This window comes from Mesorhizobium australicum WSM2073 (assembly GCF_000230995.2).
Taxonomy (GTDB): domain Bacteria; phylum Pseudomonadota; class Alphaproteobacteria; order Rhizobiales; family Rhizobiaceae; genus Mesorhizobium; species Mesorhizobium australicum.
Genome location: NC_019973.1, coordinates 4,539,081 through 4,562,518 on the forward strand (window position 1 = coordinate 4,539,081; position 23,438 = coordinate 4,562,518).

Annotated in this window: 25 protein-coding genes and 1 tRNA gene; 13 read left to right on the forward strand and 13 right to left on the reverse strand. The window is 62.7% G+C overall.

Going from position 1 to position 23,438, the window contains the following annotated elements; all coding sequences use genetic code 11:
* Window positions 1–103 precede the first annotated feature (103 nt).
* Entirely contained in the window at window positions 104–1,111 is a 1,008-nt protein-coding gene (gene speB, locus MESAU_RS21925; RefSeq protein WP_015318212.1) for an agmatinase, read from the forward strand.
* Window positions 1,112–1,141: 30 nt separating this feature from the next.
* The gene (gene argC / locus MESAU_RS21930; protein ID WP_015318213.1) at window positions 1,142–2,068 is read left to right on the forward strand and encodes an N-acetyl-gamma-glutamyl-phosphate reductase; all 927 of its coding nucleotides are present in this window, start codon (window positions 1,142–1,144) and stop codon (window positions 2,066–2,068) included.
* A gap of 308 nt (window positions 2,069–2,376) precedes the next feature.
* On the opposite strand, the gene MESAU_RS21940 is transcribed toward argC, so the two are convergent.
* On the reverse strand, window positions 2,377–3,468 hold the full coding sequence (locus tag MESAU_RS21940; RefSeq protein ID WP_015318214.1) for a COX15/CtaA family protein: 1,092 nt from the start codon (window positions 3,466–3,468) through the stop codon (window positions 2,377–2,379).
* A 153-nt stretch (window positions 3,469–3,621) separates the two neighbouring features.
* Here MESAU_RS21940 and MESAU_RS21945 point away from each other — a divergent pair, with 153 nt between their 5' ends.
* On the forward strand, window positions 3,622–3,837 hold the full coding sequence (locus MESAU_RS21945) for a DUF2842 domain-containing protein (RefSeq protein ID WP_015318215.1): 216 nt from the start codon (window positions 3,622–3,624) through the stop codon (window positions 3,835–3,837).
* 22 nt (window positions 3,838–3,859) lie between these two features.
* On the opposite strand, the gene MESAU_RS21950 is transcribed toward MESAU_RS21945, so the two are convergent.
* Window positions 3,860–4,918, reverse strand: a complete 1,059-nt coding sequence (locus MESAU_RS21950) for a polysaccharide deacetylase family protein (protein WP_015318216.1) — start codon at window positions 4,916–4,918, stop codon at window positions 3,860–3,862.
* An 89-nt stretch (window positions 4,919–5,007) separates the two neighbouring features.
* Between MESAU_RS21950 and MESAU_RS21955 the strand changes: the two genes are divergently transcribed.
* Window positions 5,008–6,237: a GNAT family N-acetyltransferase gene (locus MESAU_RS21955; protein ID WP_015318217.1), complete on the forward strand. Its 1,230-nt coding sequence runs from the start codon at window positions 5,008–5,010 to the stop codon at window positions 6,235–6,237.
* Between the two features lie 80 nt (window positions 6,238–6,317).
* Here MESAU_RS21955 and MESAU_RS21960 read toward each other — a convergent pair whose 3' ends face one another.
* Window positions 6,318–8,636 carry a GumC family protein gene (locus tag MESAU_RS21960; RefSeq protein WP_015318218.1) on the reverse strand — a complete coding sequence of 773 codons (2,319 nt, stop codon included), beginning with the start codon at window positions 8,634–8,636 and terminating at the stop codon, window positions 6,318–6,320.
* 253 nt (window positions 8,637–8,889) lie between these two features.
* On the opposite strand from MESAU_RS21960, the gene MESAU_RS21965 reads away from it, so the two are divergent.
* From MESAU_RS21965 to MESAU_RS21985, 5 genes are all read left to right on the forward strand, one after another.
* Window positions 8,890–9,453 (forward strand): polysaccharide biosynthesis/export family protein, encoded by a 564-nt coding sequence (locus MESAU_RS21965; RefSeq protein WP_041163468.1) that lies wholly within the window; start codon window positions 8,890–8,892, stop codon window positions 9,451–9,453.
* Window positions 9,454–9,463: 10 nt separating this feature from the next.
* Entirely contained in the window at window positions 9,464–10,594 is a 1,131-nt protein-coding gene (locus MESAU_RS21970) for a glycosyltransferase (protein WP_015318220.1), read from the forward strand.
* A gap of 86 nt (window positions 10,595–10,680) precedes the next feature.
* Window positions 10,681–12,216 (forward strand): undecaprenyl-phosphate glucose phosphotransferase, encoded by a 1,536-nt coding sequence (locus tag MESAU_RS21975; protein WP_015318221.1) that lies wholly within the window; start codon window positions 10,681–10,683, stop codon window positions 12,214–12,216.
* The gene (locus MESAU_RS21980; RefSeq protein ID WP_015318222.1) at window positions 12,213–13,502 is read left to right on the forward strand and encodes an O-antigen ligase family protein; all 1,290 of its coding nucleotides are present in this window, start codon (window positions 12,213–12,215) and stop codon (window positions 13,500–13,502) included. The genes MESAU_RS21975 and MESAU_RS21980 overlap by 4 nt, the downstream gene beginning before the upstream one ends.
* 36 nt (window positions 13,503–13,538) lie before the next feature.
* Window positions 13,539–13,615 (forward strand) — tRNA-Pro (locus tag MESAU_RS21985).
* A 99-nt stretch (window positions 13,616–13,714) separates the two neighbouring features.
* Here MESAU_RS21985 and MESAU_RS21990 read toward each other — a convergent pair.
* Window positions 13,715–14,176: a YbaK/EbsC family protein gene (locus tag MESAU_RS21990; RefSeq protein WP_015318223.1), complete on the reverse strand. Its 462-nt coding sequence runs from the start codon at window positions 14,174–14,176 to the stop codon at window positions 13,715–13,717.
* A 201-nt stretch (window positions 14,177–14,377) separates the two neighbouring features.
* A complete protein-coding gene (locus MESAU_RS21995) occupies window positions 14,378–14,662 on the reverse strand; it encodes a helix-turn-helix domain-containing protein (protein WP_015318224.1) in 285 nt (94 codons plus the stop codon).
* 276 nt (window positions 14,663–14,938) lie between these two features.
* Here MESAU_RS21995 and MESAU_RS22000 point away from each other — a divergent pair, with 276 nt between their 5' ends.
* Complete coding sequence (locus MESAU_RS22000) at window positions 14,939–15,553, forward strand: hypothetical protein (protein WP_015318225.1); 615 nt, start codon at window positions 14,939–14,941, stop codon at window positions 15,551–15,553.
* A gap of 273 nt (window positions 15,554–15,826) precedes the next feature.
* On the opposite strand, the gene MESAU_RS31300 is transcribed toward MESAU_RS22000, so the two are convergent.
* The 8 genes from MESAU_RS31300 to MESAU_RS22035 form a co-directional block, all read right to left on the reverse strand.
* Entirely contained in the window at window positions 15,827–15,964 is a 138-nt protein-coding gene (locus MESAU_RS31300; RefSeq protein WP_157163662.1) for a hypothetical protein, read from the reverse strand.
* Window positions 15,965–16,219: 255 nt separating this feature from the next.
* Window positions 16,220–16,522 carry an MDR/zinc-dependent alcohol dehydrogenase-like family protein gene (locus tag MESAU_RS22005; RefSeq protein WP_015318227.1) on the reverse strand — a complete coding sequence of 101 codons (303 nt, stop codon included), beginning with the start codon at window positions 16,520–16,522 and terminating at the stop codon, window positions 16,220–16,222.
* Between the two features lie 88 nt (window positions 16,523–16,610).
* Entirely contained in the window at window positions 16,611–17,150 is a 540-nt protein-coding gene (locus MESAU_RS22010) for a MerR family transcriptional regulator (RefSeq protein WP_015318228.1), read from the reverse strand.
* A 215-nt stretch (window positions 17,151–17,365) separates the two neighbouring features.
* A complete protein-coding gene (locus MESAU_RS22015) occupies window positions 17,366–17,689 on the reverse strand; it encodes an integration host factor subunit alpha (RefSeq protein ID WP_010915609.1) in 324 nt (107 codons plus the stop codon).
* Between the two features lie 101 nt (window positions 17,690–17,790).
* Window positions 17,791–18,762: a beta-ketoacyl-ACP synthase III gene (locus MESAU_RS22020; RefSeq protein WP_015318229.1), complete on the reverse strand. Its 972-nt coding sequence runs from the start codon at window positions 18,760–18,762 to the stop codon at window positions 17,791–17,793.
* Window positions 18,763–18,771: 9 nt separating this feature from the next.
* A complete protein-coding gene (plsX, locus tag MESAU_RS22025; protein WP_041163469.1) occupies window positions 18,772–19,842 on the reverse strand; it encodes a phosphate acyltransferase PlsX in 1,071 nt (356 codons plus the stop codon).
* A gap of 113 nt (window positions 19,843–19,955) precedes the next feature.
* Complete coding sequence (locus tag MESAU_RS22030) at window positions 19,956–20,504, reverse strand: YceD family protein (RefSeq protein ID WP_015318231.1); 549 nt, start codon at window positions 20,502–20,504, stop codon at window positions 19,956–19,958.
* 3 nt (window positions 20,505–20,507) lie between these two features.
* Complete coding sequence (locus MESAU_RS22035; RefSeq protein WP_015318232.1) at window positions 20,508–21,050, reverse strand: ubiquinol-cytochrome C chaperone family protein; 543 nt, start codon at window positions 21,048–21,050, stop codon at window positions 20,508–20,510.
* Between the two features lie 114 nt (window positions 21,051–21,164).
* Between MESAU_RS22035 and MESAU_RS22040 the strand changes: the two genes are divergently transcribed.
* From MESAU_RS22040 to MESAU_RS22050, 3 genes are all read left to right on the forward strand, one after another.
* Window positions 21,165–21,680 carry an outer membrane protein assembly factor BamE gene (locus MESAU_RS22040; RefSeq protein ID WP_015318233.1) on the forward strand — a complete coding sequence of 172 codons (516 nt, stop codon included), beginning with the start codon at window positions 21,165–21,167 and terminating at the stop codon, window positions 21,678–21,680.
* A gap of 154 nt (window positions 21,681–21,834) precedes the next feature.
* A complete protein-coding gene (locus MESAU_RS22045) occupies window positions 21,835–22,380 on the forward strand; it encodes a dTDP-4-dehydrorhamnose 3,5-epimerase family protein (protein ID WP_015318234.1) in 546 nt (181 codons plus the stop codon).
* Window positions 22,381–22,396: 16 nt separating this feature from the next.
* The gene (locus MESAU_RS22050) at window positions 22,397–23,380 is read left to right on the forward strand and encodes a glycosyltransferase family 2 protein (RefSeq protein ID WP_015318235.1); all 984 of its coding nucleotides are present in this window, start codon (window positions 22,397–22,399) and stop codon (window positions 23,378–23,380) included.
* Window positions 23,381–23,438: the final 58 nt, after the last annotated feature.

Below are 23,438 nucleotides of genomic sequence, written 5' to 3' on the forward strand. Positions count from 1 at the left end.
GCCGTGGCACCCGGGCGGCGCGCTTTCGTCTCCCCAAGCCGTGACTGGCATCTTCCATGCCGGTTCTGTAGTTGTTGCACCCCGATGAAAACGAGGACCCGTAATGGCGACCAACACCATCGACCATGCCTTCACCGCCCGCTCCAAAACGGGTGGCGCCCTCGAGCCGACCTACTCCGGCGCGCTGTCTTTCATGCGGCGCAAATACACCAAGGACGTGAAGGGCGCGGATGCGGTGGTGTGGGGCATTCCCTTCGACGCCGCCGTCACCAACCGACCGGGCGCCCGGTTTGGGCCGCAGGCGATCCGCCGCGCCTCCGCGATCCTCGACAACGACCCGCAATATCCGTTCTCGCGCGATCTGTTCGAACACCTTGCCGTGGTCGATTATGGCGATTGCCTGCTCGATTCGGGCAACCATCAGAAGACGCCCGGCACGATCGAGCGCGAGGCGGCCAAGATCCTGAAATCGGGCGCCTTCCTGCTGACGCTCGGCGGCGACCATTTCGTCACCTGGCCACTGCTCAAGGCGCACGCCGCCATCCACGGACCGCTGGCCTTGGTGCAGTTCGACGCCCATCAGGACACATGGCCCGATGACGGCAAGCGCATCGACCATGGTTCCTTCGTCGGCCGCGCGGTCAAGGAAGGCATCATCGATCCCGATCGCTCGATCCAGATCGGCATTCGCACCCATGCGCCCGACACATTCGGCATCAAGATTCTCCATGGCCATGAAATCGAGGAAATGCGCGCCTCCGACATCGCCTACGCGATCGTCGATCGCACCGGTGGCAAGAAGACCTATCTGACCTTCGACATCGACTGCCTGGATCCGGCCTATGCGCCGGGAACCGGCACGCCGGTTTCGGGTGGCCCGTCGTCGGCGAAGATCCTGTCGACGCTGCGCCAGCTGAACCAGGTCGATATTGTCGGGGCCGATGTCGTGGAGGTTGCGCCGGCCTACGATCACGCCGATATAACGGCGATCGCCGGTTCGATGGTGGCCATGCAATATCTCGGTCTGCTGGCCGAGCGAAAGGCCCGGCTCGAGGAGCTGAACAACGGCAACCACAATGGCGCCACGGTCAATCATGGCAACGGCATATAGTTTCGAGATATCAGGGAATTTGATCAGGCAATGAAACCGAAAATCTTCATCGATGGCGAGCACGGCACCACCGGCCTCCAGATCCGGGCGCTGCTTGCCGAGCGCGGCGATCTGGAGATCATTTCCATCCCGGTCGAGCGCCGCAAGGAAACGGCCGCCCGCGCCGAATTCCTCAACGCCGCCGATATCGCGATCCTATGCCTGCCCGACGATGCGGCCAAGGAAAGCGTCTCGCTGATCGCCAACGAAACCACCAAGGTCATCGATGCGTCGACCGCGCATCGCGTGGCCGAAGGCTGGGAATATGGCTTCGCCGAACTGGACAAGGAGCAGGCGAAAAAGATCGCCACGGCCAAGCGCGTCGCCAATCCCGGCTGCTGGCCGCAGGGGCCGATCGCAACGCTCAGGCCACTGGTCACCGCAGGCCTGCTGCCGGCCAGTTTCCCGATCGCGGTCAACGGCATTACGGGCTATTCGGGCGGTGGGCGCCCGATGATCGAGGATTATGTCGCCAAGGGCGAGGACGCTTCGGAATTCCTGCCCTATGGCCTGACCCTGCAGCACAAGCACGTGCCGGAATTGAAGGCCTATGCGAAGCTGTCGCATGATCCGATCATGCAGCCGGCGGTGGGCAATTTCGCGCAAGGCATGATTACGGTGGTGCCGTTGCAGCTCGGTGGCCTCGACCGCGTGCCGACGGGTGCCGAACTTCACGCCGCCATTGCGGACCATTTCGCCGCGATCCAGGGCGGCGTGGTCGAGGTGGCGTCCTATGCACATCTGGAACGCGTGCCTGACATCGATCCGGAGATCTACAACGGCACCAACCGCATGAAGGTCTATGTCTTTGCCAACGACAGCAGAGCCCAGGCGCTGCTGCTGGCGGTCTACGACAATCTCGGCAAGGGCGCTTCGGGTGCGGCCGTCCAGAACATGGACCTGATGCTCGGTCTCTGATGGATGCACCAGCCTTTCCAGCGCGCTGGAAGGTCAGCGAACCGGAACTCATGGCCGAGACCTTTTCGAGCGGCATCTGGAAGGTGCGGCTCGAGGACGGCTCCCCAGACCGCCAGGTGCATATCGCCGTCGCCCAGGCCAGGCTCGATGCGCTCAAGGCCGCTGACAGGGTTGCCAAGGCAAATCAGGACCAGGCGGCCAGGCCGACCAGGACAAATCGGCACCATCCGCCGCCGCACTGCGTCAGGCTGAATTCGACGGCGAGAAGACGACCCAGTCGAACGAATTCTGGATGTGATCGGCTGCACTCAACGTCCGACGGCAATCTCGTTGGGTAAGGGATAGGCGCCCTTGGTGCCGCGCCAATGCGCGGCGGCAAAGCCCAGCACGACGAGCGCGAAAGCCTGATGGGTCAGCGCCATGTGCAGTGGCACCTGCATCAGCAGCGTACCAATACCGATCGAAGCCTGCACCAGCACCAGCACGAACAACAGTGTCGCGCGTCGCGCATGCGTTGAGCCGGGCAGACGCAGACGCGTGGCGATCATGTGCCAGAGCGCGACGGCGAAGACCGTATAGGCGCCAAGCCGATGGATGAACTGCACCGTTTTCGGACTTTCGAAGAAATTGCGCCACGCCGGCTCGAGGACGAGCAGATCGCCGGGGATGATCCGGCCGTCCATCAGCGGCCAGGTGTTGTAGCTCATGCCGGCGTCGAGACCGGCAACCAGGCCGCCGAGATAGATCTGGACCAGCGCCAGAAGCACAACGAAACCAGCCAGACGCTGCGTCGAGCGATCGGCAGCGGGTTCGGAATGCGGCGCCAGGCCACGCGCGACGACCATGGTCGCGGTAAAGATAAGTGCCGCCAGCGTGAGATGCGTCGCCAGCCTGTACTGGCTCACCGACACGCGGTCGACCAGGCCGGACGCCACCATCCACCAGCCGATGGCCCCCTGCAGGCCGCCGAGAAGCAGGATGCCGACCAGTTTCGGCCCGAGGCCGCGCTCGATGCGACGCGTCGCCCAGAAGACCAGCAGCGGCAAGGCAAAGACCAGGCCGACGCTGCGCGCCAGCAGGCGATGCGCCCATTCGCACCAGAAGATCGACTTGAACGCCTCGACGCTCATGCCCTTGTTGAGTTCGGCGTATTGCGGGATCTGTTGATAGCGCTTGAATTCCTCCTGCCACTCGGCGTCGTTGAGCGGCGGGACGACGCCATGGATCGGCTGCCATTCGGTGATCGAAAGGCCGGATTCGGTCAACCGCGTGGCGCCGCCAACCAGCACCAGCGCGAACAGCACCAGGAGCACGACGTAGAGCCAGCCGCGCACGAGTGCCCGGTTGTGCAGGTCGCGGTCGCGGGCCTGATAAGGCGCGGCGGCGGTGATGGCGGCCATGGATATGTCCCGGCAGGTTGAATGTCGCGGATTGGTGAACCATCGCACTCCTGCTGGCAAGGCCGTGCAGCGCGGCACGCCGTCGCGCCCGGTGTCGTGGGTTGCGCGTGCCTTGCGTTCGGCCTAAGCGGTAGCCATCAACGAGGCCAAGACATGCCCATTCGCCTGAAAAAACTGATCGGAATGTTCCTGCTGTTGGCGCTGGTCATCATCTACGCGCTGGTCGCCTCGATCTTCGCCGTTGCCCGCCTGTCGGAATCGGGCGCACTGGTGCAATTCCTGTTCTTCCTCGTCAGCGGCCTGCTCTGGGTGCTGCCGGCAATGGGCATCATCAAATGGCTGATGCTGGAGCCGCGGACTAAGCGCTGAGCCCTGCGCGGCCGGCCGTACGTCAGATAGTAACGAGCATCTTGCCGGCATTGGCGAGCGGGGTCGTCACGCCCGACAGCATGGTGCGGATGTGGGCGAGGCTCTGGTAGCGGCCATTGACCGAAATGCGCGGCAAGGCATGCAGGAAGCCGGCATGTTCGGCGCGCAGCACGCCGTGGCGGGTGGTCACGGCGGAGGCATAGCAGGCGTCGCGCGCAAAGCCCACTTCGCGGCAGCCGACGGCGCTCGCATAGCCATAGGGATAGGCGAAATGGCGCGGCTCCTCGCCAAGTCCGGTCCGCAGCATGTCCTTGACGGCGCCGATCTCGCGCCGCGCATCGGCCTCGGAAAGCCGCTTCAGATTGCTGTGGCTGATCGTGTGGGCGCCTATCGTCACCAGAGGGTGCGCGGCGACGGCGCGGATCTCATCCCAGTTCATCAGCGTGCGCAGGCGCGGGGCGTCGGCGTCGACACCATGCGACGCGGCGAGACCGCGCAGCACGGTCCGCAGGTCTTCCTCGCGGACCTCGGTGGTGAAATAGGCATGCAAGCGGGCAATGGCCTGATGTTTCCTGGCGGGGGTCCCGCAATCGATCACCGCAGGGCCGTTCGATGTGGCCAAAGTCAGGCGGTCGCATGCATTGACGATATCCTCCACCACATCCCACCAAAGGTGGGCGGAGCCATCGATCAGCCCGGGCGCCACATAGATGGTGAGCGGCGTGCCATGCTTTTCCAGCACCGGCAGGGCCTCGGTCATGTTGTCGCGATAGGCATCGTCGGCGGTGATGGTGGCGAACCGGCCGCCCTTGCCGCCTGCCTTGATACGCTCGACCGCTTCATCCATCGAAACGAAGGCATAGCCGCCCGCTTTCATGTCAGCTATCACGGCATCGAGGAAACTGGGCGCGATGTTGAGGTGCCGGTTGACGCTGTCGGGCTTTTCGGGCGTCGCCGTCACGCGATGCAGCATCAGGATGGCGCCGATGCCGCCGACAAACGGCCTGGCCAGCGGTGCGAGGCCGGTATAACGGGCGACGTTGAGCGCCAGTTTCCGGATTGCCTCCCCACCGTCGATCATTCATTCACCTTTTGCGCCTAGGCTAACCAAGCACGGAATACGCCCGAGCGCCCCCCAAATCGGGATCAATACGCCTTAAGGATTGAGGTATGGTTGACGCAACCGCGTCATTTGATGGCAAGCGGCTCGCGGCGAGCCAGGCCTCGCCACGCACACTACCCAGAAATGCCGCGGGGCCGTCGGTTTCCATTGCCGCCGCCGAGGGGCTCGCGGCATATGCGACGTTCTGTCGTTCGGCGCTCTATGCTCCAGCGCAAAGTGCGGCATGGGTGTTGAACTGGGCCGCCGAGGTCAGGCCCGATCTGCTCATTGCCATGCTGGAATTGGAGGGCAAGCCGGCCTTCGCACTGGCGTTGGAGGTGGTCAAGCGCGGCCCGTTGCGGGTCGCCCAGTTCATGGGCGGCCGCCACGCCAATGGCAATTTCTGCGCCGCCGAACCGCAATGGCTGGCCAGCGGCGACCTCACAGCCATCCAGTCGATGCTCGCGGCGATCGCCAGATTCCGGCCCGATATCGATCTCATCGCGCTGGAAAGATTGCTGCCCGATCTCGACGGCACCGCCAATCCGCTGGCATCGCTCGATCACTTCGCCAGCCCCAATCTTTCACTGGCCGTCGATCTCAGCGGCGGATTCGATGCGCTGCTGCTGCGCGCCAGCGGCAAGCGCAAACGCAAGAAGCATCGTTCGCAGACGCGCAAGTTCGAGGCTGTCGGTAGCTACCGGCGCGTCGAGGCGAGCAGCGACGGCGATGTGGAGAGGCTGCTCGACGCGTTCTTCGAGATGAAGGAACAGCGCTTCCGCAAGATGGGCATCGCCAACGTCTTCGGTGACGACCGGACACGCGCCTTCTTCCGCGGGCTGTTCAAGCAAGCACTTGCCGAGGACAAGCCTTGCTTCGTGCTGCACGGGCTGGAAGTAGCCGGCAAGCTGCGCGCCGTCACCGGAGCGAGCCGCTCGGGCGGGCGGCTGATCTGCGAGTTCGGAGCGATCAGCGAGGATGATCTTGCCCACACCAGCCCGGGCGACTTCCTGTTCTTCGACAACATCCAGGATGCCTGCCGGAGCGGGTTCGCGGTTTATGATTTCTCCGTCGGAGACGAGCCTTACAAACGGTTATGGTGCGATATCGAAACCCGGCATTTCGAAGTCCTCGTCCCGCTGACGCTCAAGGGCCGTGCGCTGGGACAGGCGCTTCGGCAGGGCGCGCGGCTGAAGGCCTTTGTCAAGAACAGCCCGACAATCTGGAAGCTCACCAAGCTGCTGCGCCGCAAGGCCGTTGGACAGACAGCGCCCGTGCCCACGGAAGACGAAAACTAGCCCCAATACGCCAACAGGATATTCGATGTGACGACGCTGGAACTCGAATAGACCTGATGGGCCTCTGAACAGCTGTTATCTCAAGCAGCCGAACGCCGCCCCGGCACCGGATTGCCTGGCGGCTCGTGGCCGAGCGGCGTCACCAGTGTCAGGTCGGGATAGCCGCTCTCGATCAGCTTGACCGCGGCCTGCGTCACCTCGTCGTCGGCCTCCAGCATGGACAAGAACACCTCGGTGGCCTCGCCGCCCAAACGGCTGATGCCTTGTGCATCGGCCGGCCCGCACTCGACCACCACCAGATCGTAGGCTGTTGTCAACGACTGCATTATGATCGGCAGCCGATCGGCGGCACGCATGGCACGGACCGGATCGGCGGTGCCGACGGGGATGACATGGCAGTCGGAATAGAGGTCGCCATGGATCACGTCGCTGAACTGCGCCTGCGACGCCAGCAGATTGGTGATGCCCGGGAAAAGCCCGCTGTCCAGCATCGGGCGCGAGGCAGCCCCTGAGGCAGTGAGGTCGAGCAGCAGGACGCGCAGTCCGGCGTCGGAAACCTCGCGCGCCACCAGGATCGCCGACGCCGCCGCTTCATCGCCCTCGGGGGAAACGAATATGGCGCGCGCGGCCCCGCTGGCGATCAGCTTCTCGGCTGCCTTCTCGACGTTGATCTCGCCGAGCACGGAGCGCGGCCGCCGAACCTCCACGGGTTCCGGCTCAGCCATGGGCTCAGGCTCTGCCACGGGTCCAGATTTGGTCAAGGATTCGGATTTGGCCAACGGTTCAGGCTCGGCGATAGGCTCCGCTTTGGCGACGGGCTCGAACTCGGCGGCAGACCGCGGCTGCGCCGGAGTTTCCGTGACCGTTTCGGGCCATGATACGTCGGCGGTGCGAGTGGCGCGCTCAGTGGCGACAGCCGGTTCGAGGCGGGTGGACGGCTCCTGATAGGCGGCCGGCGGCATCGTCACCTCGTCGATCGGCTCAAATCGCGCGCCCCTGGCTGGGCGCATGGCACGGCCCGAGAAAAGCTCCCGCAGCAGCGTGAACACGGCCGCCAGCAGAAGGGAAGCCGCGGCGGCAGCACCGACGATCGGCCCGACCTTGGGGAAGTATGGCTCTGCGGGGACCGAAGCCGGTGAGGCGATGCGGGCGTCGACCGGGATATAGTTGCGATCCTGACGCGACGCCGCCTCGCGATAATTGGTCAGGTAGAGTTCGAGCTGCTGGCGCTTGGCGGCGGCATCGCGCTGCAGCGCGTCGAGACCGACCTGCTGCTCACCGGCCTGCGCCGAAGCAGCCTTGAGTGTGTTGACGTCGGCGACGAGCTGGCTTTCGCGCGCCTTGGCGGCATCGGCCTGCATCGCCAGGCCCTTCATGATCTTCTGGGCTTCGCTGCGGATCTGCGCGTCGAGATCGGTCAGTTGCGATTTGGCCGCGCGAACACGCGGATGATTGTCGAGCAGCGTCGTCGACAGATCGGCGATGTTGGCGCGCAGCTCGACCTGGCGCTCCCGCAAGCGCTGGATCAGATCGGAAGACAGCACTTCCGGCAGCGAATCCAGCGATCCGCCGTTCTGCAGCGCCTTGCGCACGCTCTCGGCCGTGCCTTCGGCCGCGGCCCGGTTGGCCCGCACCCGCGACAACTCGGTCGACAGCTCGGCCAATTGCTGGGTGGCCAGGGTGGAATTGTTGCCGCCCATCAGGAGGTCGGACTGCGAGCGGTAAGCCGCGACCTTGGCTTCGGCATCCCTGACCTGCTTGGACAGGTCGGCGATCTCGGGCGCCAGGAAGTCGGCGGCGGCGGTGTTCGATTCGCTCTTGGCCGCGCCCTGCCCCGCAATGTAAGTGGCGGCAATGGCATCGGGGATGGCGGCCGCGAGCTTCGGATCTTCCGAGGAGAACTCGATGGCAATGATGCGAGTCTTTTCAACGCCGTAGACGTTGAGCTTCTCGCGCATCTTCTTCAGGACACGTTCGTCGGCCGGAACATCCATCGGGTCGTTCTTCAGGCCAAGCAGGATCAGCACGCGGCTCAGCGACGACATGTTGATCGTCTCGTCGAACTCGGCCAGTCGCGACAGGCCGAGCTTCTGCGCGACCTCCTTGAGGATCTCGTTGGACGAAATTATCTGGACCTGGGTGGCAACGCCCTGCTCGTCGAGGATCGGCTTGTCGCTGTCCGGATTGCTGCTGGCGGGCCGCGTGTAGACCGATTCTCGCGGGGCGATCTCCACCTGCGTCTGGGCCTTGTAATGGCGGGTCGCGAACGACGCAGCCACGAAGGCAAGCCCCGTCACCACCAGAACGAAGACCAGAATCCGCAGCCAGTTGCGTCCCAGGCTGGCGAAGAGCTGCCTAAGATCAACGTCGACGTCTGCGGCCGCGGATTGAACGGACATGCATCCCACTCCGAAACTGGATCAGCATGCACCGTAAACAACTATGGTAACCCAGCCGTTAAGATCACGGTAAGCTTCCGTTAGGATTTTGCCGGGGCCGACAAAAAAATCGATAAAATAGCAAAACCTTGCCTGCTAAAACGCTATTGGCGCGCTCCTTTACCGGCCATTAACCCTAACAGGATGATAACGGACCCGATCCCAGATGTTTGCTGCGACATCGCAGCGGCCAGTCGAAGGTACCTGTCCGGTCATGAAAAGCACTGCTTCCCTGTTTCGCGCACTGCTTGCCGTTTCGATGCTCGCCGGCTGTTCCAGCTACCGGCCGACGCCGGCCGCCTTCCACGAGGTCCTCGAACAGCCCTATCGCCTCGGCGCAGGCGACCGGGTCCGCGTCACTGTGTTCGAACAGGAGGGCCTGACCAACAGCTACAGCGTCGACCAGTCCGGTTATATCTCCTTCCCGCTCGTCGGCGCCATACCGGCACGGGGCCATACCGCGCAGCAGATGGAAAAGGAGATCGCCGACAAATTGCGGCAGGGCTATCTGCGCGACCCCGACGTCTCGGTCGAGATCGATCGTTACCGGCCGATCTTCGTCATGGGCGAAGTGGGCGCCGCCGGCCAGTATTCCTACGTGCCCGGCCTGACGGTGCAGAAGGCCATCGCCATTGCCGGGGGCTTCACGCCACGCGCCAACCAGGAGAGCGTCGACATCACCCGCGATATCAACGGCAAGGTGATAACTGGCCGTGTAGTCACCTCCGATCCCCTGCTGCCGGGAGATACCGTCTACGTCCGCGAACGTCTGTTCTGACAGACACCTCGTGGCGGACAAGCTCAGGATCGTCCACTGCTTTCGCTCACCCGTGGGAGGAATTTTCCGGCACGTGCGCGACCTGGCGGAAGCGCAGGTCGCCGCCGGCCACATGGTCGGCATCGTCTGCGACTCGACCACCGGCGGTGAATTCGAGGAGCGTCTCTTCGGGCAGATGGAGGACGTGCTGGCGCTAGGCATCCATCGTACGCCAATGCAGCGTCACGTCGGCCCGGGCGACCTCGCCTCGGCCCGGCGCACCTACAGGATCATCAAGGAATTGCGGCCGGACGTGCTGCACGGACATGGCGCCAAGGGTGGCGCCTATGCCCGTCTGTTCGGCTCATTGTTGCGGGTATCAAGGTCTCGCGTAGCCCGCCTCTATTCGCCGCATGGCGGCTCTCTCCACTATGACGAGAACACAGCCACCGGAAAGCTGTTCTTCGCGCTCGAGTATCTCATGGCGCGCTTCACCGATTGCCTGCTGTTCGTCTCCGACTACGAGCGGCGGACCTACCGCAGGAAGGTGGGTGAACCGCCGATCCCGAACACGCTGGTCTACAATGGACTTCGCACCACCGAATTCGAGCCGGTAGCCGCCAGGGCCGATGCGGCTGATTTGCTCTATATTGGCATGATGCGGGACCTCAAGGGCCCGGATATCTTCATCGATGCCCTGGCCGCCGCCGCTCCCCGGCTCGGCCGCGCACCGAGTGCGGTGATGGTCGGCGACGGCGACGACCTGCCCCGCTACCGCGCGCAGGTGAAACGCCTCGGGCTTGAAGACAATGTCCGTTTCCTGCCGCCAATGCCGGCCCGGGAGGCCTTTGTGCTGGGGGCGCTCGTCGTCGTTCCTTCGCGCGCGGAAGCCATGCCCTATACCGTGCTGGAGGCACTTGCCGCGGCAAGACCTGTTATCGCGACCTCGGTCGGCGGCATACCGGAGATTTTCGGTTCAAGCTCCCCCGCCCTGATTCGCCCGGATCCGGCCGAGCTCGCCGACAAAATGAGCCAGGCGCTGGGCGACCTTGCCACCTATCGCCGATTGATGCCTGACGAATCCACGCTCAGGGCGCGCTTCGGCGCCGACGTCATGGCCGCCGAAATCGAGAAGGCCTACTTCGCCGCGCTCGAAAGTTAGCTCGGGCCCGTCCAAAGCCACAGGTTGTTTCAAGGGTTTCTTAGCTCTCTTTTGCTAATCACCCTGGGAAGCTTGCGGACTGTTCCATGAACGAGATCGACCCCGCGCACCGCTTTTCATCAGAAGCGGTGCGTCACTTCGACGGGCCTGCCGATGGCGATAAGCCCGGCGGCATGAACGACGTTGCCCGGCAGGTCGCGTCGCAATACCGGCGCGATACGATGTCGCCGATCATGGTCAGCGGCGTGCTGCGCATGGTCGAATTCGCGGTGCTGTTCGTCTCGGGGCTCGGCGTCTATTTCTACTATGTCGGATTCTTCAATTATCTCGCCTGGCAATATCCGCTGACGATCGCCGCCGCATCGTTCCTCGCCGTGGTGCTGCTCGATGTCACCGACTGCTACCAGGTGGTGTCCCTGATGCGGCCGCTCGCCAATTTTGGGCGCATCCTGCTGGTCTGGGCCGGCACCTTCGCGCTGATGGCGCTGACGGCATTCGCCATGAAGATGTCGCAAGACTATTCGCGCCTGCTGTTCGGCACCTGGTTCGTCGTCGCCTTCATCTGCCTCTACGGTCTCAGGCTGGTGATGTCGAGGCTGATCCGGCGCTGGGCGCGCGATGGCAGCATGGAACGGCGCGCCGTCATCGTCGGCGGCGGCAAGGCGGCGGAAGTGCTCATCCGCTCGGTGGAAAAGCAGCCTTACAACGACATCCGCATCTGCGGCATCTTCGACGATCGCAACGACAAGCGTTCGCCATCCCTCGTCGCCGGTTATCCCAAGCTCGGCACGATTTCGGAACTGATCGAATTCGCCCGCATTGCCCGCATCGACATGCTGATCGTGTCGTTGCCGCTGACCGCCGAATCGCGCGTGCTGCAATTGCTGAAGAAACTGTGGGTGCTGCCGGTCGACATCCGGCTGTCGGCGCATTCCAACGCGCTGCAATTCCGTCCGCGCGCCTACTCCTACATCGGTTCAGTACCGATGCTCGACATCTTCGACAAGCCGATCAACGATTGGGATTCGGTCGCCAAGCGCGCCTTCGACATCATCTTCAGCCTCATCGGCATCGTCGTGTTCTCGCCTGTCATGCTGGCCGCCGCGATCGCCATTAAGCTCGACAGCAAGGGACCGGTGCTGTTCAAGCAGAAGCGGCATGGCTTCAACAACGAGATCATCGAGGTCTACAAGTTCCGCTCCATGTACACCGACCGGTCGGATCCGACCGCCAAGCAGACGGTGACCAAGAACGATCCGCGCGTCACCCGTGTCGGCCGCTTCATCCGCAAGACCTCTGTCGACGAACTGCCGCAGTTCTTCAACTCGCTGCTGGGCTCGCTGTCGCTCATCGGTCCGCGCCCGCACGCCATTGCCGCGCAGTCGCACAACCTGCTCTACAACGAGGTGGTCGACGGTTATTTCGCGCGCCACAAGGTCAAGCCCGGGGTCACCGGCTGGGCGCAGATCAATGGCTGGCGCGGCGAGATGGACACCAATGAAAAGATCCGCATGCGGACGGAATACGACCTCTACTACATCGAGAACTGGTCCCTGCTTTTCGACCTGCGGATCCTGTTCCTGACGCCGATCCGGCTCTTGAACACGGAAAACGCCTATTGAGCGCGATCAGCCATGATCTGCCGCATGCGGCGGTCAACGCCAAGCTGATCACGCTGATCTCCTCGAGCGCGGTCGTGCTCGGCATTCTTCTGTCGGGCTTCGTCATCAGCGAGCCGGCGCCTTACGAAATCTACATGGCCGCGCTGATCGCCATCTGGGCGCTGTTCGGCCTGAGGATATCGCGCGCGGCCATGCCGCTTCTGGTGCTGCTGGTGACGATGAACATCGGCGGCATGATTTCCATGACGCAGATGGCGGATCTCGCCAACACCCCGCTTTATCTTGCCGTGTCGCTGTTTCTCGCTTTCAGCGCGGTGTTTTTCGCATCGGTTACGGCCACGCAGCCGAACCTCTACCGGCTGATCTTCAATGCCTATGTCGTTTCGGCGGTGGCGACGTCGCTGCTTGGCATAGCGGGCTATTTCCACGCCTTCCCCGGTGCCGAAATTTTCACCAAATACGACCGCGCCGCCGGCGCCTTCCAGGACCCGAATGTGTTCGGGCCGTTCCTGGTGCTGCCCGGCATCTATCTGCTTTATTTGCTGCTGACGGGCCCAGTCACGCGTATGCCGCTGCTGGCTGTGCCGCTGCTGATCATCAGCGCCGGCATTTTCTTCTCCTTCTCGCGTGGTGCCTGGGGCATGTTCGCGGTCTCGGCCATCCTGCTCACCGGCTGCCTGTTCCTGCAGAGCGCCAGCGGCATGTTCCGGCTCCGGGTGGTGATCATGACGATCGCCGCGCTGTCGCTGCTGGCCATCGCAATCATCATCATCTTGCAACTGCCCGGTGTGTCGGAGATGTTCTCCAGCCGCGCGCATCTGGAACAGAGCTACGACACCGCACGCCTGGGCCGCTTCGCCCGCTACACGCTCGGTTTTCAGATGGCGATGGAGCACCCATTCGGCATCGGGCCGCTGGTCTTCGGCACGATCTTCGGCGAGGACACACACGACATCTGGCTGAAGATGCTGATGGACTATGGCTGGCTCGGCTTCGTCTCGTTCCTGACGCTGGTCATCTGGACGATCTCAGCCGGATTCCGCATCCTGCTGCGCGACCGGCCGTGGCAGCCTTACCTCCTATGCGCCTACGTCGCCTTCATCGGCAATGTCGGGCTCGGCACCTTCATCGACATCGACCACTGGCGCCATATGTATCTGCTGCTCGGCTTGATCTGGGGCGCCATAGCGCTCGAATACCGCCATCAGCGGCTATTGCGGCCGGTATTGCCGGGTCCACCAGCCATCACATCGGCACCGGTACGATTAACGCCGAATTTCGGTTGACCCGAGCCGGGTTATCACGATACATCGCGACCGGTCCGGAGTGTAGCGCAGCCCGGTAGCGCACTTGACTGGGGGTCAAGGGGTCGTCGGTTCGAATCCGGCCACTCCGACCATTTTGAAGCAGGACTTGCCCCCAAAAGTCCGCCCTGCCGCATCACCCAATTTTCGAATCGCGTGTTCCTTTGCCCGCCGGCTCTGGATTGGATCCGGCGCTACGCTTGGCACACATCGACCCACTCGGCATCGGTAAGATCGGCCATGCGCTGTGGTACAATCCGGACAGCGGCATTGGTGGCGCCGGCGGCGGGGACGACTTCGTCGAATTGGCGCAGCGAGACGTCGCAATAAACCGGCAGCGGCGACGGCAGGCCGAACGGGCAGACACCGCCGACCGGATGGCTCGTGGCAGCGACAACCTCTTGCGCGTCCAGCATGCGTGGCTTGCCGCCAAACTGGTCCTTGAACTTGCGGTTGTCGAGCCTGGCGATGCCGCTGGTCACGACCAGCATGGTGCGCTCGCCGACGCGAAGGCAGATCGTCTTGGCGATCTGCGCCGGCAACACACCATGCGCCTCTGCCGCCAGCGCCACCGTCGCCGAACTTGATTGCGTGACGACGACCTCGATATCAGGCGCGCGAGCCGCGAAGAAGGCACCGACGGAATCCAGGCTCATGTCGAAAAACTCACGGTTCAGACCCGCTGCACGGCGGATGCGATTGGCGCGGATGGGTGCCGCGCATATGGACACGTGCAATCTGCAAATCGGCAAGTTCTGCAAATCGGCAAGCCCGGCCTGCAGGCGAACGCCATGGCATCCACAAGAAGCCCGCCAAGCGGACCTTGGCGGGTTTCTCGCGCATGCCTGGCGCCGATTCTATGCCTGAGGCCGGCCTTGTGCGGCCAGCGTCGGTACGGCGGAAGCAATAGGAGCTTCCTGCGGCAGACGAAGCGCGGACGCAATACGACGCAGCTTCGCCGGGTCGGCCGCCCGGCCGCTCTCGATATCCTCGATTTCTTCGACCGAGAGGCCGCAGGTCAGCGAAAGCGCTTCGAGGCTGTACCCGCGCGTTTCCCGCATTGCCCTGAGGGCGTTGTAGTCCGGTCCGATCTCGTTGGCTAATGGTTCGGAGGGGGCGTGGCTTTTTGCATTGTTGGGCATTGGCAACTCCGTTGGCTGAAAGCGTTTGATCAAAATGGGATGTTGCCTGAGACGAGCAGGAAGATGCCCTCTCGCCAGCGATTTGCCAAGCGCCAATCTGGCCGTCACGGCATCGTGACCCGGATGCCCATGGGGCTGCCACGCCCTGTCCCGATCAAGTTGTTTTGAACGCGCGAGCGGGTTTTGCCCGGCAGTTTCGCCCCACCCGTTCGTTATCTCGACGTCGCTGGCGTGAAACCATTCCTTCCGGCCAGCCTTTCCCAAAAGGATACTCCAATGAACCTCAAGACACCTCTCCTCGTGCTCGGCACCATTTCCATGCTTTCCGGCATCGGTGTAGCCAGCGCGCACGCGGCGGACACATTGCGCGTGCGCGGCACGGTGGTCAGTTTCGAGCCGTCGCTGCTGACCGTGAAAACCCGTCAAGGCGACACGGCCGCGATCAAGCTGAAAGACGGCTGGAAGCTTTCAGGCGTCGCCAACGCATCGGTAAAAGACATCAAGCAGGGCGATTTCGTCGGCATCGCCTCCGTCTCCAAGGCTGACGGCGGCAGCGGCGCGCTGGAAGTGGTGGTCTTTCCAGCGGCCTTGAAAGGCACTGGAGAGGGTGATCGCCCCTGGGACCTGGAGCCGAACAGCCGCATGACCAACGGCACCGTCGCGGACGTCACCGACATAAACGGGCGTGCCGTGACGCTGACCTATGACAATGGGCAGACGAAGAATATCTCGATCCCCGACGGCACGCCTGTCGTGACTTTCGCGCCGGCCGCCCCGACCGATCTCAAACCAAGTGCGACGGTCTTCGTTACCGCTCAGCGCGAGGCGGACGGCACGCTGAGTTCCAGCCGCGTCGTGGTCGGAAACAATGGTGTGATCCCGCCCATGTAAGCCAAAGCAGCCGGCTTCGGCCCTGGCGATCATGGGGCAGGAAGCCGGTTCCTGGGAAACAGTTCAGAAACAAGATTCTACAATCGGGAAATACTGACGAAAAAATTCAGGAGCGTAATTCCGTTCGCGGCGGTCGGGATATCGGCCCGATCGATACCTGCTTGCGAAAAAGGAAACGATCCAATGAAGAAATCCCTCCTCTCGGCCCTCGGGCTTGCAGCTGCAATCGCTTTCGCGGTGCCGGTGGTCGGCACGACAAGCGCGGACGCGGCCTCAATGGCAAAGCATCATCACCATCGTCACCACCATCATCACCGTCACCATCATCGCCACCACCATCATCACATGAAGAAGATGGGCAACAAGGCCTAAGCACCGCAACGAGAAGACCAGCCCTGGCTTCTTGTCCAAGGCTGGTTTTCTCCTGGTCACAATGCCAGGCCGGGACTACTGGACAAACCCGGCCATCGCCGCGGAATCGAGCGGCTGTGGCGGATCGATCGATCCGCCTTTCTGCACCGGCAGCACAGCGGTGCCGTGCGCCTCTACGCCGACGCGCTTCGGCCAGATTCCGGAGCGGTATCGCAAACCGCTGACGTCAATGGGAATAGCGGCCGCGCCGGAGGGCGAGCCGCCATTTTCTCTCTGGAAATTCTTGGGTAGCAGTCAGCGCCGGCTGAACAGCAGGCTGGCGACCAGACCGAGTACGACAAGACCGACCGCTGCGGCCGCCGCCGGATGTTCGCGTGCCGATTTCTCGATCACCCTGCCCTGTTTGCGGATTGCCGGCATGGCATCGCGCAGACGCTCCGCAAGATCCGAATACGTATCAAGAGCAGCATCACGGCCGTCTTCATAGTAAGCGCCACCCCGCTTCGACACTGCCTTGCGCAACGCGGCGAGTTCCCTCGAGAGAGCCGCGACCTGCTTTTCGAGGTCGATGTCCGAAAGGGTCGAAAATGATGCCATCATGCGTTTCCTTGTCTTGCAGAAGGAAACCTAACGCCTCACCCCAAAGCGAGTTCCAGTTTCGAGGCTTTAAAGCGCTTCGCGGCGGTCAGCGCACCTGGTCGAGCAGGCGCTTGCATTCCAGGAGGTCAAACAGCGCTTCCTGCAGCAGCGCGCGGTTGTCACGCGAGAGCTTCGACGCGTCCGGCGCAACCGGACCTTCCTCGTCGCCCTTGCCCAGGCCGAAAAAGCGGCGGCTGGGCTTGACCCTTGGCTGGCCAACCAGTTCGTCATCTCCGCCGCGCGGCTGGGCTGCCGGCGTCAACGGCACCTGATCGGCCTGCTTGCGCTGCGAGATCGCCTCGACGGCGGCCATGTCGCCATTGCCGATGGCGACCAGGAAATGATTGCCGTTTTCCCGCAGCAGCTTTTGCACGCCCTTGATGGTGTAGCCCTGGTCATAGAGCATATGGCGGATGCCCTTGATCAGTTCGACATCCTGCGGTCGGTAGTAGCGGCGGCCGCCGCCACGCTTCATCGGCTTGATCTGGTTGAAGCGCGTCTCCCAGAAACGCAGCACATGCTGTGGCAGGTCGAGATCTTCAGCGACCTCGCTGATGGTGCGGAAGGCGTCAGGGCTCTTGTCCATGGGCGAAATCCTCACGCTGGCGTGTAGCCCGGAACGGTGCTCCGACGAGATCCCGCTCAACAATGAGAAGAGCTTGTTCCGCAGGTGCGGAATCGATCACAAGCCAGAACACCCATCCGGCCATGCTGCCGAATCGGGTCTTATTTCAGCGGTTTGTGAAGCAATATTCAAGTCCGCCGTTGTCGCGGAGCCGGTTTTCAACCGTGCAATGGAGGCTATTTGCCGCCCTTGGCCTTGCTGTTCTGGTGGGAACGCAGGATGCGGTTCTTCAGGACGTTGGACGATTTGAAGGTCATCACCCGGCGCGGCAGGATCGGTACTTCCTCCCCGGTCTTGGGATTGCGCCCGATCCGCTCATTCTTGGAGCGGACATGAAATGTCGCGAAGGACGACAGCTTCACCGTCTCGCCGCGCACGATCGCTTCGCAGATTTCATCCAGCACCGCCTCGACGAGTTCGGCGGATTCAGTGCGCGACAGACCGACCTTTCGGTAGACGGCCTCGGCAAGGTCGGCGCGCGTAAGTGTCTTTCCCCCCATGCGACCGTCCCATCAGCTCAAACATAAAATCGGCACAACAACGGCAGAGCCTAAGTAATTGATCCGGCAAGGTCAAGGACCGAAACCGGACCGTTCTGCACTTACCAGCGAACCAGAACGGCGCCCCAGGTGAAGCCGCCGCCCATCGCCTCCAGGAGCACCAGATCTCCCTTCTTGATGCGGCCGTCGGCGACGGCCACCGACAGCGCCAGCGGTACGGAAGCAGCCGACGTGTTACCGTGCAAATCGACGGTCACCACCACCTTTTGCTCAGCTATCCCGAGCTTTTTGGCTGAAGCGTCAATAATCCGTTTATTGGCCTGGTGAGGCACGAACCAGTCGAGATCGTCGGCGGTAATACCGGCGGCCGAGAAGGTCGCCTCGATGACATCGGTGATCATGCCGACCGCGTGCTTGAAGACCTCGCGTCCCTCCATGCGCAGATGACCGACAGTGCCCGTCGTCGACGGTCCGCCGTCGACGAAAAGCTTTTCCTTGTGCGAGCCGTCGGAACGCAGGCTGGCCGCCAGGACGCCGCGATCGGCGATCGTGCCGGCCCCCTCACCGGCTTCCAGAACGACCGCACCGGCGCCATCGCCGAACAGCACGCAGGTCGAGCGATCGCTCCAGTCGAGGATGCGTGAGAAGGTCTCCGAGCCTATCACCAGCACGCGCTTTGCAAGGCCACCGCGGATGTAGAGATCGGCTGTCGTCACCGCATAGACGAAACCCGAGCATACCGCCTGCATGTCGAAGGCAAAACCGTGCTGCATGCCGAGCCGGTTCTGGATCTCGACCGCGGTAGCCGGGAACGTGTTGTTGGGGGTCGAGGTCGCCAGTACGACCAGATCGATATCGCCCGGGGTCAATCCCGCATCGGCAAGGGCGGCACGCGCCGCGGCCTCGCCCAGCGAAGCCGTCGTCTCGTCATCAGCCGCGATATGGCGCTGGCGGATGCCGGTGCGCTGAGCGATCCACTCGTCGGAGGTCTCGACCATACCTTCAAAATCGGCATTCTTCATGATGCGGCGGGGCAGCGCGGCGCCCGTGCCGCGCACAACTGATCTGATCAAAATTCTTTCCTATTCCCTTGCGTCGGTAACGACGTCGGATTTCCTTGATGTCAGGGCATGCGGGTTGCGCGCATGAAACAGGTCGAGGTCGGCCTCGATGCGATCAAGCAGATTGTTGCGCACCATGTCATAGCCGAGTTCGATCGCCGCGGCGAAACCGTCCGAGTCGGCACCGCCATGGCTTTTGACGACGATGCCGTTCAGCCCCAGGAAGACGCCGCCATTGGAGCGGCCGACATCCATCTTTTCGCGCAGGCGGTCGAAGGCGCCCTTGGCGAAGACATAGCCGATCTTGGCCATCAGGGTGCGGCTCATCGCGGCGCGCAGATAGCCAGCTATCTGGCGCGCGGTGCCTTCCGCCGTCTTGAGAGCAATATTGCCGGCAAAGCCTTCCGTCACGACGACGTCGACCGTGCCCTTGCCGATATCGTCGCCTTCGACAAAGCCATGGTAATTCATCGAGGCCATATTGGCTTCGCGCAACATGCGTCCCGCCTCTTTGACCTCTTCCTGGCCCTTGATCTCCTCCACACCGACATTGAGCAGGCCAACCGTGGGTCGGGCGATGCCGAACACAGAACGCGCCATGCCGGTGCCGAGAATGGCAAAATCAATGAGCTGGTGCGCGTCGGCGCCGATGGTGGCGCCGACGTCCAGAACCACGCTTTCGCCGCGCAATGTCGGCCATAATGCCGCGATCGCCGGGCGGTCGATGGTCGCCATGGTGCGCAGGCAGAATTTGGACATCGCCATCAGCGCACCGGTATTGCCGGCGGAGATGCATGCATCCGCAGCGCCCGACTTTACCGCCTCGACCGCCTTCCACATCGACGATTTCCAGCGGCCATGGCGCAGCGCCTGGCTCGGCTTGTCATCCATCCTGACCGCGATCTCGCAGTGGAAGAACTCGCTGACCTCGGCCAATTTGGGGAATTTGGCGAGTTCCGGGCGCACCAGTTCCTCACGTCCGTAGATGACGAAGCGGATGTCGGGACGGCGGGTCGCGACCGTCATGAGCGCCGGAATGACCACGGCTGGTCCGTGATCGCCGCCCATGGCATCGATGGAAATCCTGATCACGCGGTATTCATCTCACGGTTAGGCGGCAAGTCGTTTTAGTGATCGCAAAGGTTCGGCGAAAATAGCGGTTTTAGGCTGTCGCACAACCGACTTTTCCGTCGCGAGCGAGGTTTTCAGGATTTTCGCAGCAAGGATCGCAGTTTTTGCTGAAATTCATTCTCGGCCGGTCCGGTGTCGTCATCGGTGCCAATCGAGGCGCCGGGCTTGCGCGGATACGGATCGATGGCCAAGCCGAAGAACTGTTCGGCAAGTGCCCCGACATCGATGGTGTCGCCCGAAAATGTCTCGGGACTGTCGGGGCCGTCGGCATCGAGCAGGATTTCGCCGCCACCTTCGAATCCCTGCCGTCCGAGTTTGGAGTCCTCGGGCAAGAGCAGCGCCTCGAACGGCTCTTCAACATGCGCTTCGATGGGGTCGAGCGTGACGATGCAGGCCTGGGTAATGTCCGCCTCGACACGGCCGCTGACCTTAACGCCGTTGCGCTTCCATGACGTAACCAGCAGTTCGGCGCGATAGGCTTCGACCGACAGCAGCCCATGGGTCTCGGCAAGTGCCGCGCGCTGCGCGGCATCGGCCTCGATCACAACCGGCAGCCCTTTGTGCGGCAGACGCGCGACATTGGCGAAAAAGGATACCGGACTTTGCATATCCACGTGTTTCATCGATCAGCCTCCGTTGGCTACGGGAAACGCCACAGTGCCGGCAACGATCGATTCGGTCGGCTGCGCACTCAGTTGCCGGCTGGCGTCGGCGACATACCCGGCCAAACGTGACGCTTCCGGCCAGCCGCCGGCGTCGGGACGGACATTGCGGGCAAGTGCCGCGGTCAGACCGTCATGGTCGTTTCGTTCCAGCGCATCATCATAGGCGGCGGTGCGGCCATAGAACATCTTCGCCAGCTTCTTCATGCGTTTTGGCACACCCACGTCACCAATGCCCAGTTCCCGCAGCGAATGATCGACGTCGAGAAAGAATTCGTCGATCAGCACCTGCGCGATCTCCTGCGCCACACCGTCCTCGCCGCGCAAGCGGTGCTGGACCAGGAACATGTGCAGCGAAAGCATCTCGAAACGGCCAAGCGGCGTGTCCGGCACATTCCAGTGGGAATAAAAAACGGTCTGCCGCGCCGCCGCCACGATTTGTGCGTAAAGCGCGTCGGTGATGGCGCGGTTGGCGTGGCGTTCGCGGCCAAAAAGGCGCTGGAACATGGGGATGGTCTCCGGGGACCGTTTGTTGAATTGGCCTTGTTGCATCGGCAAGCAAGCTGGTTTACCGGTTTTGCGGCCCAGCGCAAGTTGCGGCGATATAATGGAGAATTGTTGTTGCGCGCGCTGAATTTCAAGTCGGGTTTCAATTCCAGGGCTGCCGGCGCGATCTCGCTGCTGGCTATCGTAGCGGCGCTGTCGGCATGCCACACCAACAAGATGATCGGCGACCTCAGTCCGAGCGAGACGTTCACGCAAGGCTATGTCCTCGATCAGCAGGCGATCGATTCCGTGCCGGTCGGTTCCAGCCGCGAGCAGGTGCTCCTTGCACTCGGCACGCCGTCGACCACGGCGACTTTCGACAATGAGGCGTTTTACTATATTTCGCAGACGCGCAAGCGCTACGTCGCGTTCGACAAGCCGAGGCTGGTCGACCAGAAAGTGCTGGCGGTCTATTTCGGCCCGGACAGCCGCGTCACCCAGATCGCCAATTACGGCTTGAAGGACGGCAAGATCTTCGACTTCATTTCGCGCACCACGCCAACCGGCGGCAAGGACCAGAACTTCCTCAGCCAGATCATCAACGGCGCCAGCAAGCTGGCGCCCGGCATTCCCGGCGGCGGCACCCCCTGATCCCTAGAATCCTGCTTCCCTGACTTTGGGGAACAGAAATGTCTCAGGCGACCAAAAACCCGTGGGAGCGATCCCACGGGTTTTTGTTAACGGGGCCCGGCTTGCCAGTGATGGGGCAAACCCATATCAAACCGTCAGGCTGGGGGATTTGGACATGAGCAGTGACGACCATGCGATGCCGGTTGGCTGGATGGCGACCGGGACACCCGACCGGCAGACGGTGACATCAGACTGGCTTGCCATCGATCCGCCGTCGATCGATGGCGTCACAATCAAGGAAATCAGGCCGGTCGCTACATCCAACGGCTATCTGACCGAGGTCTTTCGGGATGAGTGGGGACTTGATCCATCGCCTGTCGGCCAGGTGTTTCAACGCACGATGTATCCAGGCGCGGTAACCGGCTGGCATGCGCACAGGGTGACGCTGGATCGGCTCTTCTGCTGTGCCGGCAGCGTCCGCATATCGCTCTATGACGGCCGGAAGGCTTCGCCCAGTTTCGGCACGGTGTGGCACAAGATACTCGGCGCGTTGCGGCCGGCGATCGTCATAATCCCGCCAGGCGTGTGGCACGGCGTGACGGCGCTCGGGCCGGAGATCGCCCTGCTGCTCAATCTCGTCGACAAGGCCTATGCCTACGACGCGCCCGACCATTGGCGCCTGCCACCGGACACCGAACAAATCCCCTACAAGCTGGTGTAGCGTGGAAGGATCGCGCTTGTTCGATGCAACAGGGCAGCGCGTGCCGCTCGTCTCGGTGGTGATCGCCACCCACAATCGTCCCGCAGCCTTGCGACAGACGCTGTTCAGCGTCTTGCGCCAGACCCTGCAGGATTTTGAAATTCTGGTGATCGGCGACGACTGTCGCCCTGAGACACCGGCGATCATCGCCGAATTCGGCGATCCGCGCATCTTCTATATCGACCTGCCCGTCAATTTCGGCGAGCAATCCGGCCCCAATAATATCGGTTTTGCCAGGGCGCGCGGCCGGCTTGTCGCCGTGCTCAATCACGACGACCTCTGGTTTCCGGATCATCTGGCGGCAACCACGGGATGGATCGATGCGACCGGCGCGGATGTCGTCATCGCTCGTGGCGCCATCATCGAACCGGTGCGGACGAGAGACGATGCTCTCAAGACCTCGATTTACGGAATGGGCAAAGACGGTTTTTACGATCCCGTCGTCACGGCCGGATACGGATCGGCACAGGTGGTCAGGCGGGCGTCGCTGGACTGGCTCGGCCCCTGGCGGCCTGCCAGCGAATGCTCATGCGAAAGTTCGCAGGACTGGCTCTTCCGGGCCTGGCGAAAGGGAGCCGTGATCGCGACCATGCCGCACCTGACGGTGCTGAGTATCTTCTCCGGCCAGCGCAGCGGCAGTTATCTTGATGACACGGCAATGGAGCAGGAGGAACTCATCGACCGCATGCGCATACCGGACGACCTGCGTGTCAAGGTTCTTGCCGCAGCGGCGGTGCCGTCTCGCCTGAAGAAATCCAGTTATCTGAAACGAAGAGTTTGGGCTGCATGCGGCATTCATCCGAGATCCGTCGAGTTTCGCCGCAAATACCAACGCGGTGCTTTTGTCTCCATGCTTCGAAAGGTACGCGGCCTGCCGCCCATGCCTGAACGGGAGCCGACCGTGGATGATCTGTTGGCTATGTACCGCAGAGGCAGCAAGCGGGAAGAAACCGGAGAATAGCGGCTGTCGCGCACGCGGCGCCCAGATGCCGGACCAAGCGACCAGTCAGCTGACATGA

What these genes read in the sequence shown, in the direction of transcription:
- speB (WP_015318212.1), top strand. Translation starts at nt 104, where the DNA reads ATGGCGACCAACACCATCGACCATGCCTTCACCGCCCGCTCCAAAACG.
- argC (WP_015318213.1), top strand. Translation starts at nt 1,142, where the DNA reads ATGAAACCGAAAATCTTCATCGATGGCGAGCACGGCACCACCGGCCTC.
- MESAU_RS21940 (WP_015318214.1), bottom strand. Translation starts at nt 3,468, where the DNA reads ATGGCCGCCATCACCGCCGCCGCGCCTTATCAGGCCCGCGACCGCGAC.
- MESAU_RS21945 (WP_015318215.1), top strand. Translation starts at nt 3,622, where the DNA reads ATGCCCATTCGCCTGAAAAAACTGATCGGAATGTTCCTGCTGTTGGCG.
- MESAU_RS21950 (WP_015318216.1), bottom strand. Translation starts at nt 4,918, where the DNA reads ATGATCGACGGTGGGGAGGCAATCCGGAAACTGGCGCTCAACGTCGCC.
- MESAU_RS21955 (WP_015318217.1), top strand. Translation starts at nt 5,008, where the DNA reads ATGGTTGACGCAACCGCGTCATTTGATGGCAAGCGGCTCGCGGCGAGC.
- MESAU_RS21960 (WP_015318218.1), bottom strand. Translation starts at nt 8,636, where the DNA reads ATGTCCGTTCAATCCGCGGCCGCAGACGTCGACGTTGATCTTAGGCAG.
- MESAU_RS21965 (WP_041163468.1), top strand. Translation starts at nt 8,890, where the DNA reads ATGAAAAGCACTGCTTCCCTGTTTCGCGCACTGCTTGCCGTTTCGATG.
- MESAU_RS21975 (WP_015318221.1), top strand. Translation starts at nt 10,681, where the DNA reads ATGAACGAGATCGACCCCGCGCACCGCTTTTCATCAGAAGCGGTGCGT.
- MESAU_RS21990 (WP_015318223.1), bottom strand. Translation starts at nt 14,176, where the DNA reads ATGAGCCTGGATTCCGTCGGTGCCTTCTTCGCGGCTCGCGCGCCTGAT.
- MESAU_RS21995 (WP_015318224.1), bottom strand. Translation starts at nt 14,662, where the DNA reads ATGCCCAACAATGCAAAAAGCCACGCCCCCTCCGAACCATTAGCCAAC.
- MESAU_RS22000 (WP_015318225.1), top strand. Translation starts at nt 14,939, where the DNA reads ATGAACCTCAAGACACCTCTCCTCGTGCTCGGCACCATTTCCATGCTT.
- MESAU_RS22005 (WP_015318227.1), bottom strand. Translation starts at nt 16,522, where the DNA reads ATGGCATCATTTTCGACCCTTTCGGACATCGACCTCGAAAAGCAGGTC.
- MESAU_RS22010 (WP_015318228.1), bottom strand. Translation starts at nt 17,150, where the DNA reads ATGGACAAGAGCCCTGACGCCTTCCGCACCATCAGCGAGGTCGCTGAA.
- MESAU_RS22015 (WP_010915609.1), bottom strand. Translation starts at nt 17,689, where the DNA reads ATGGGGGGAAAGACACTTACGCGCGCCGACCTTGCCGAGGCCGTCTAC.
- MESAU_RS22030 (WP_015318231.1), bottom strand. Translation starts at nt 20,504, where the DNA reads ATGAAACACGTGGATATGCAAAGTCCGGTATCCTTTTTCGCCAATGTC.
- MESAU_RS22035 (WP_015318232.1), bottom strand. Translation starts at nt 21,050, where the DNA reads ATGTTCCAGCGCCTTTTTGGCCGCGAACGCCACGCCAACCGCGCCATC.
- MESAU_RS22045 (WP_015318234.1), top strand. Translation starts at nt 21,835, where the DNA reads ATGAGCAGTGACGACCATGCGATGCCGGTTGGCTGGATGGCGACCGGG.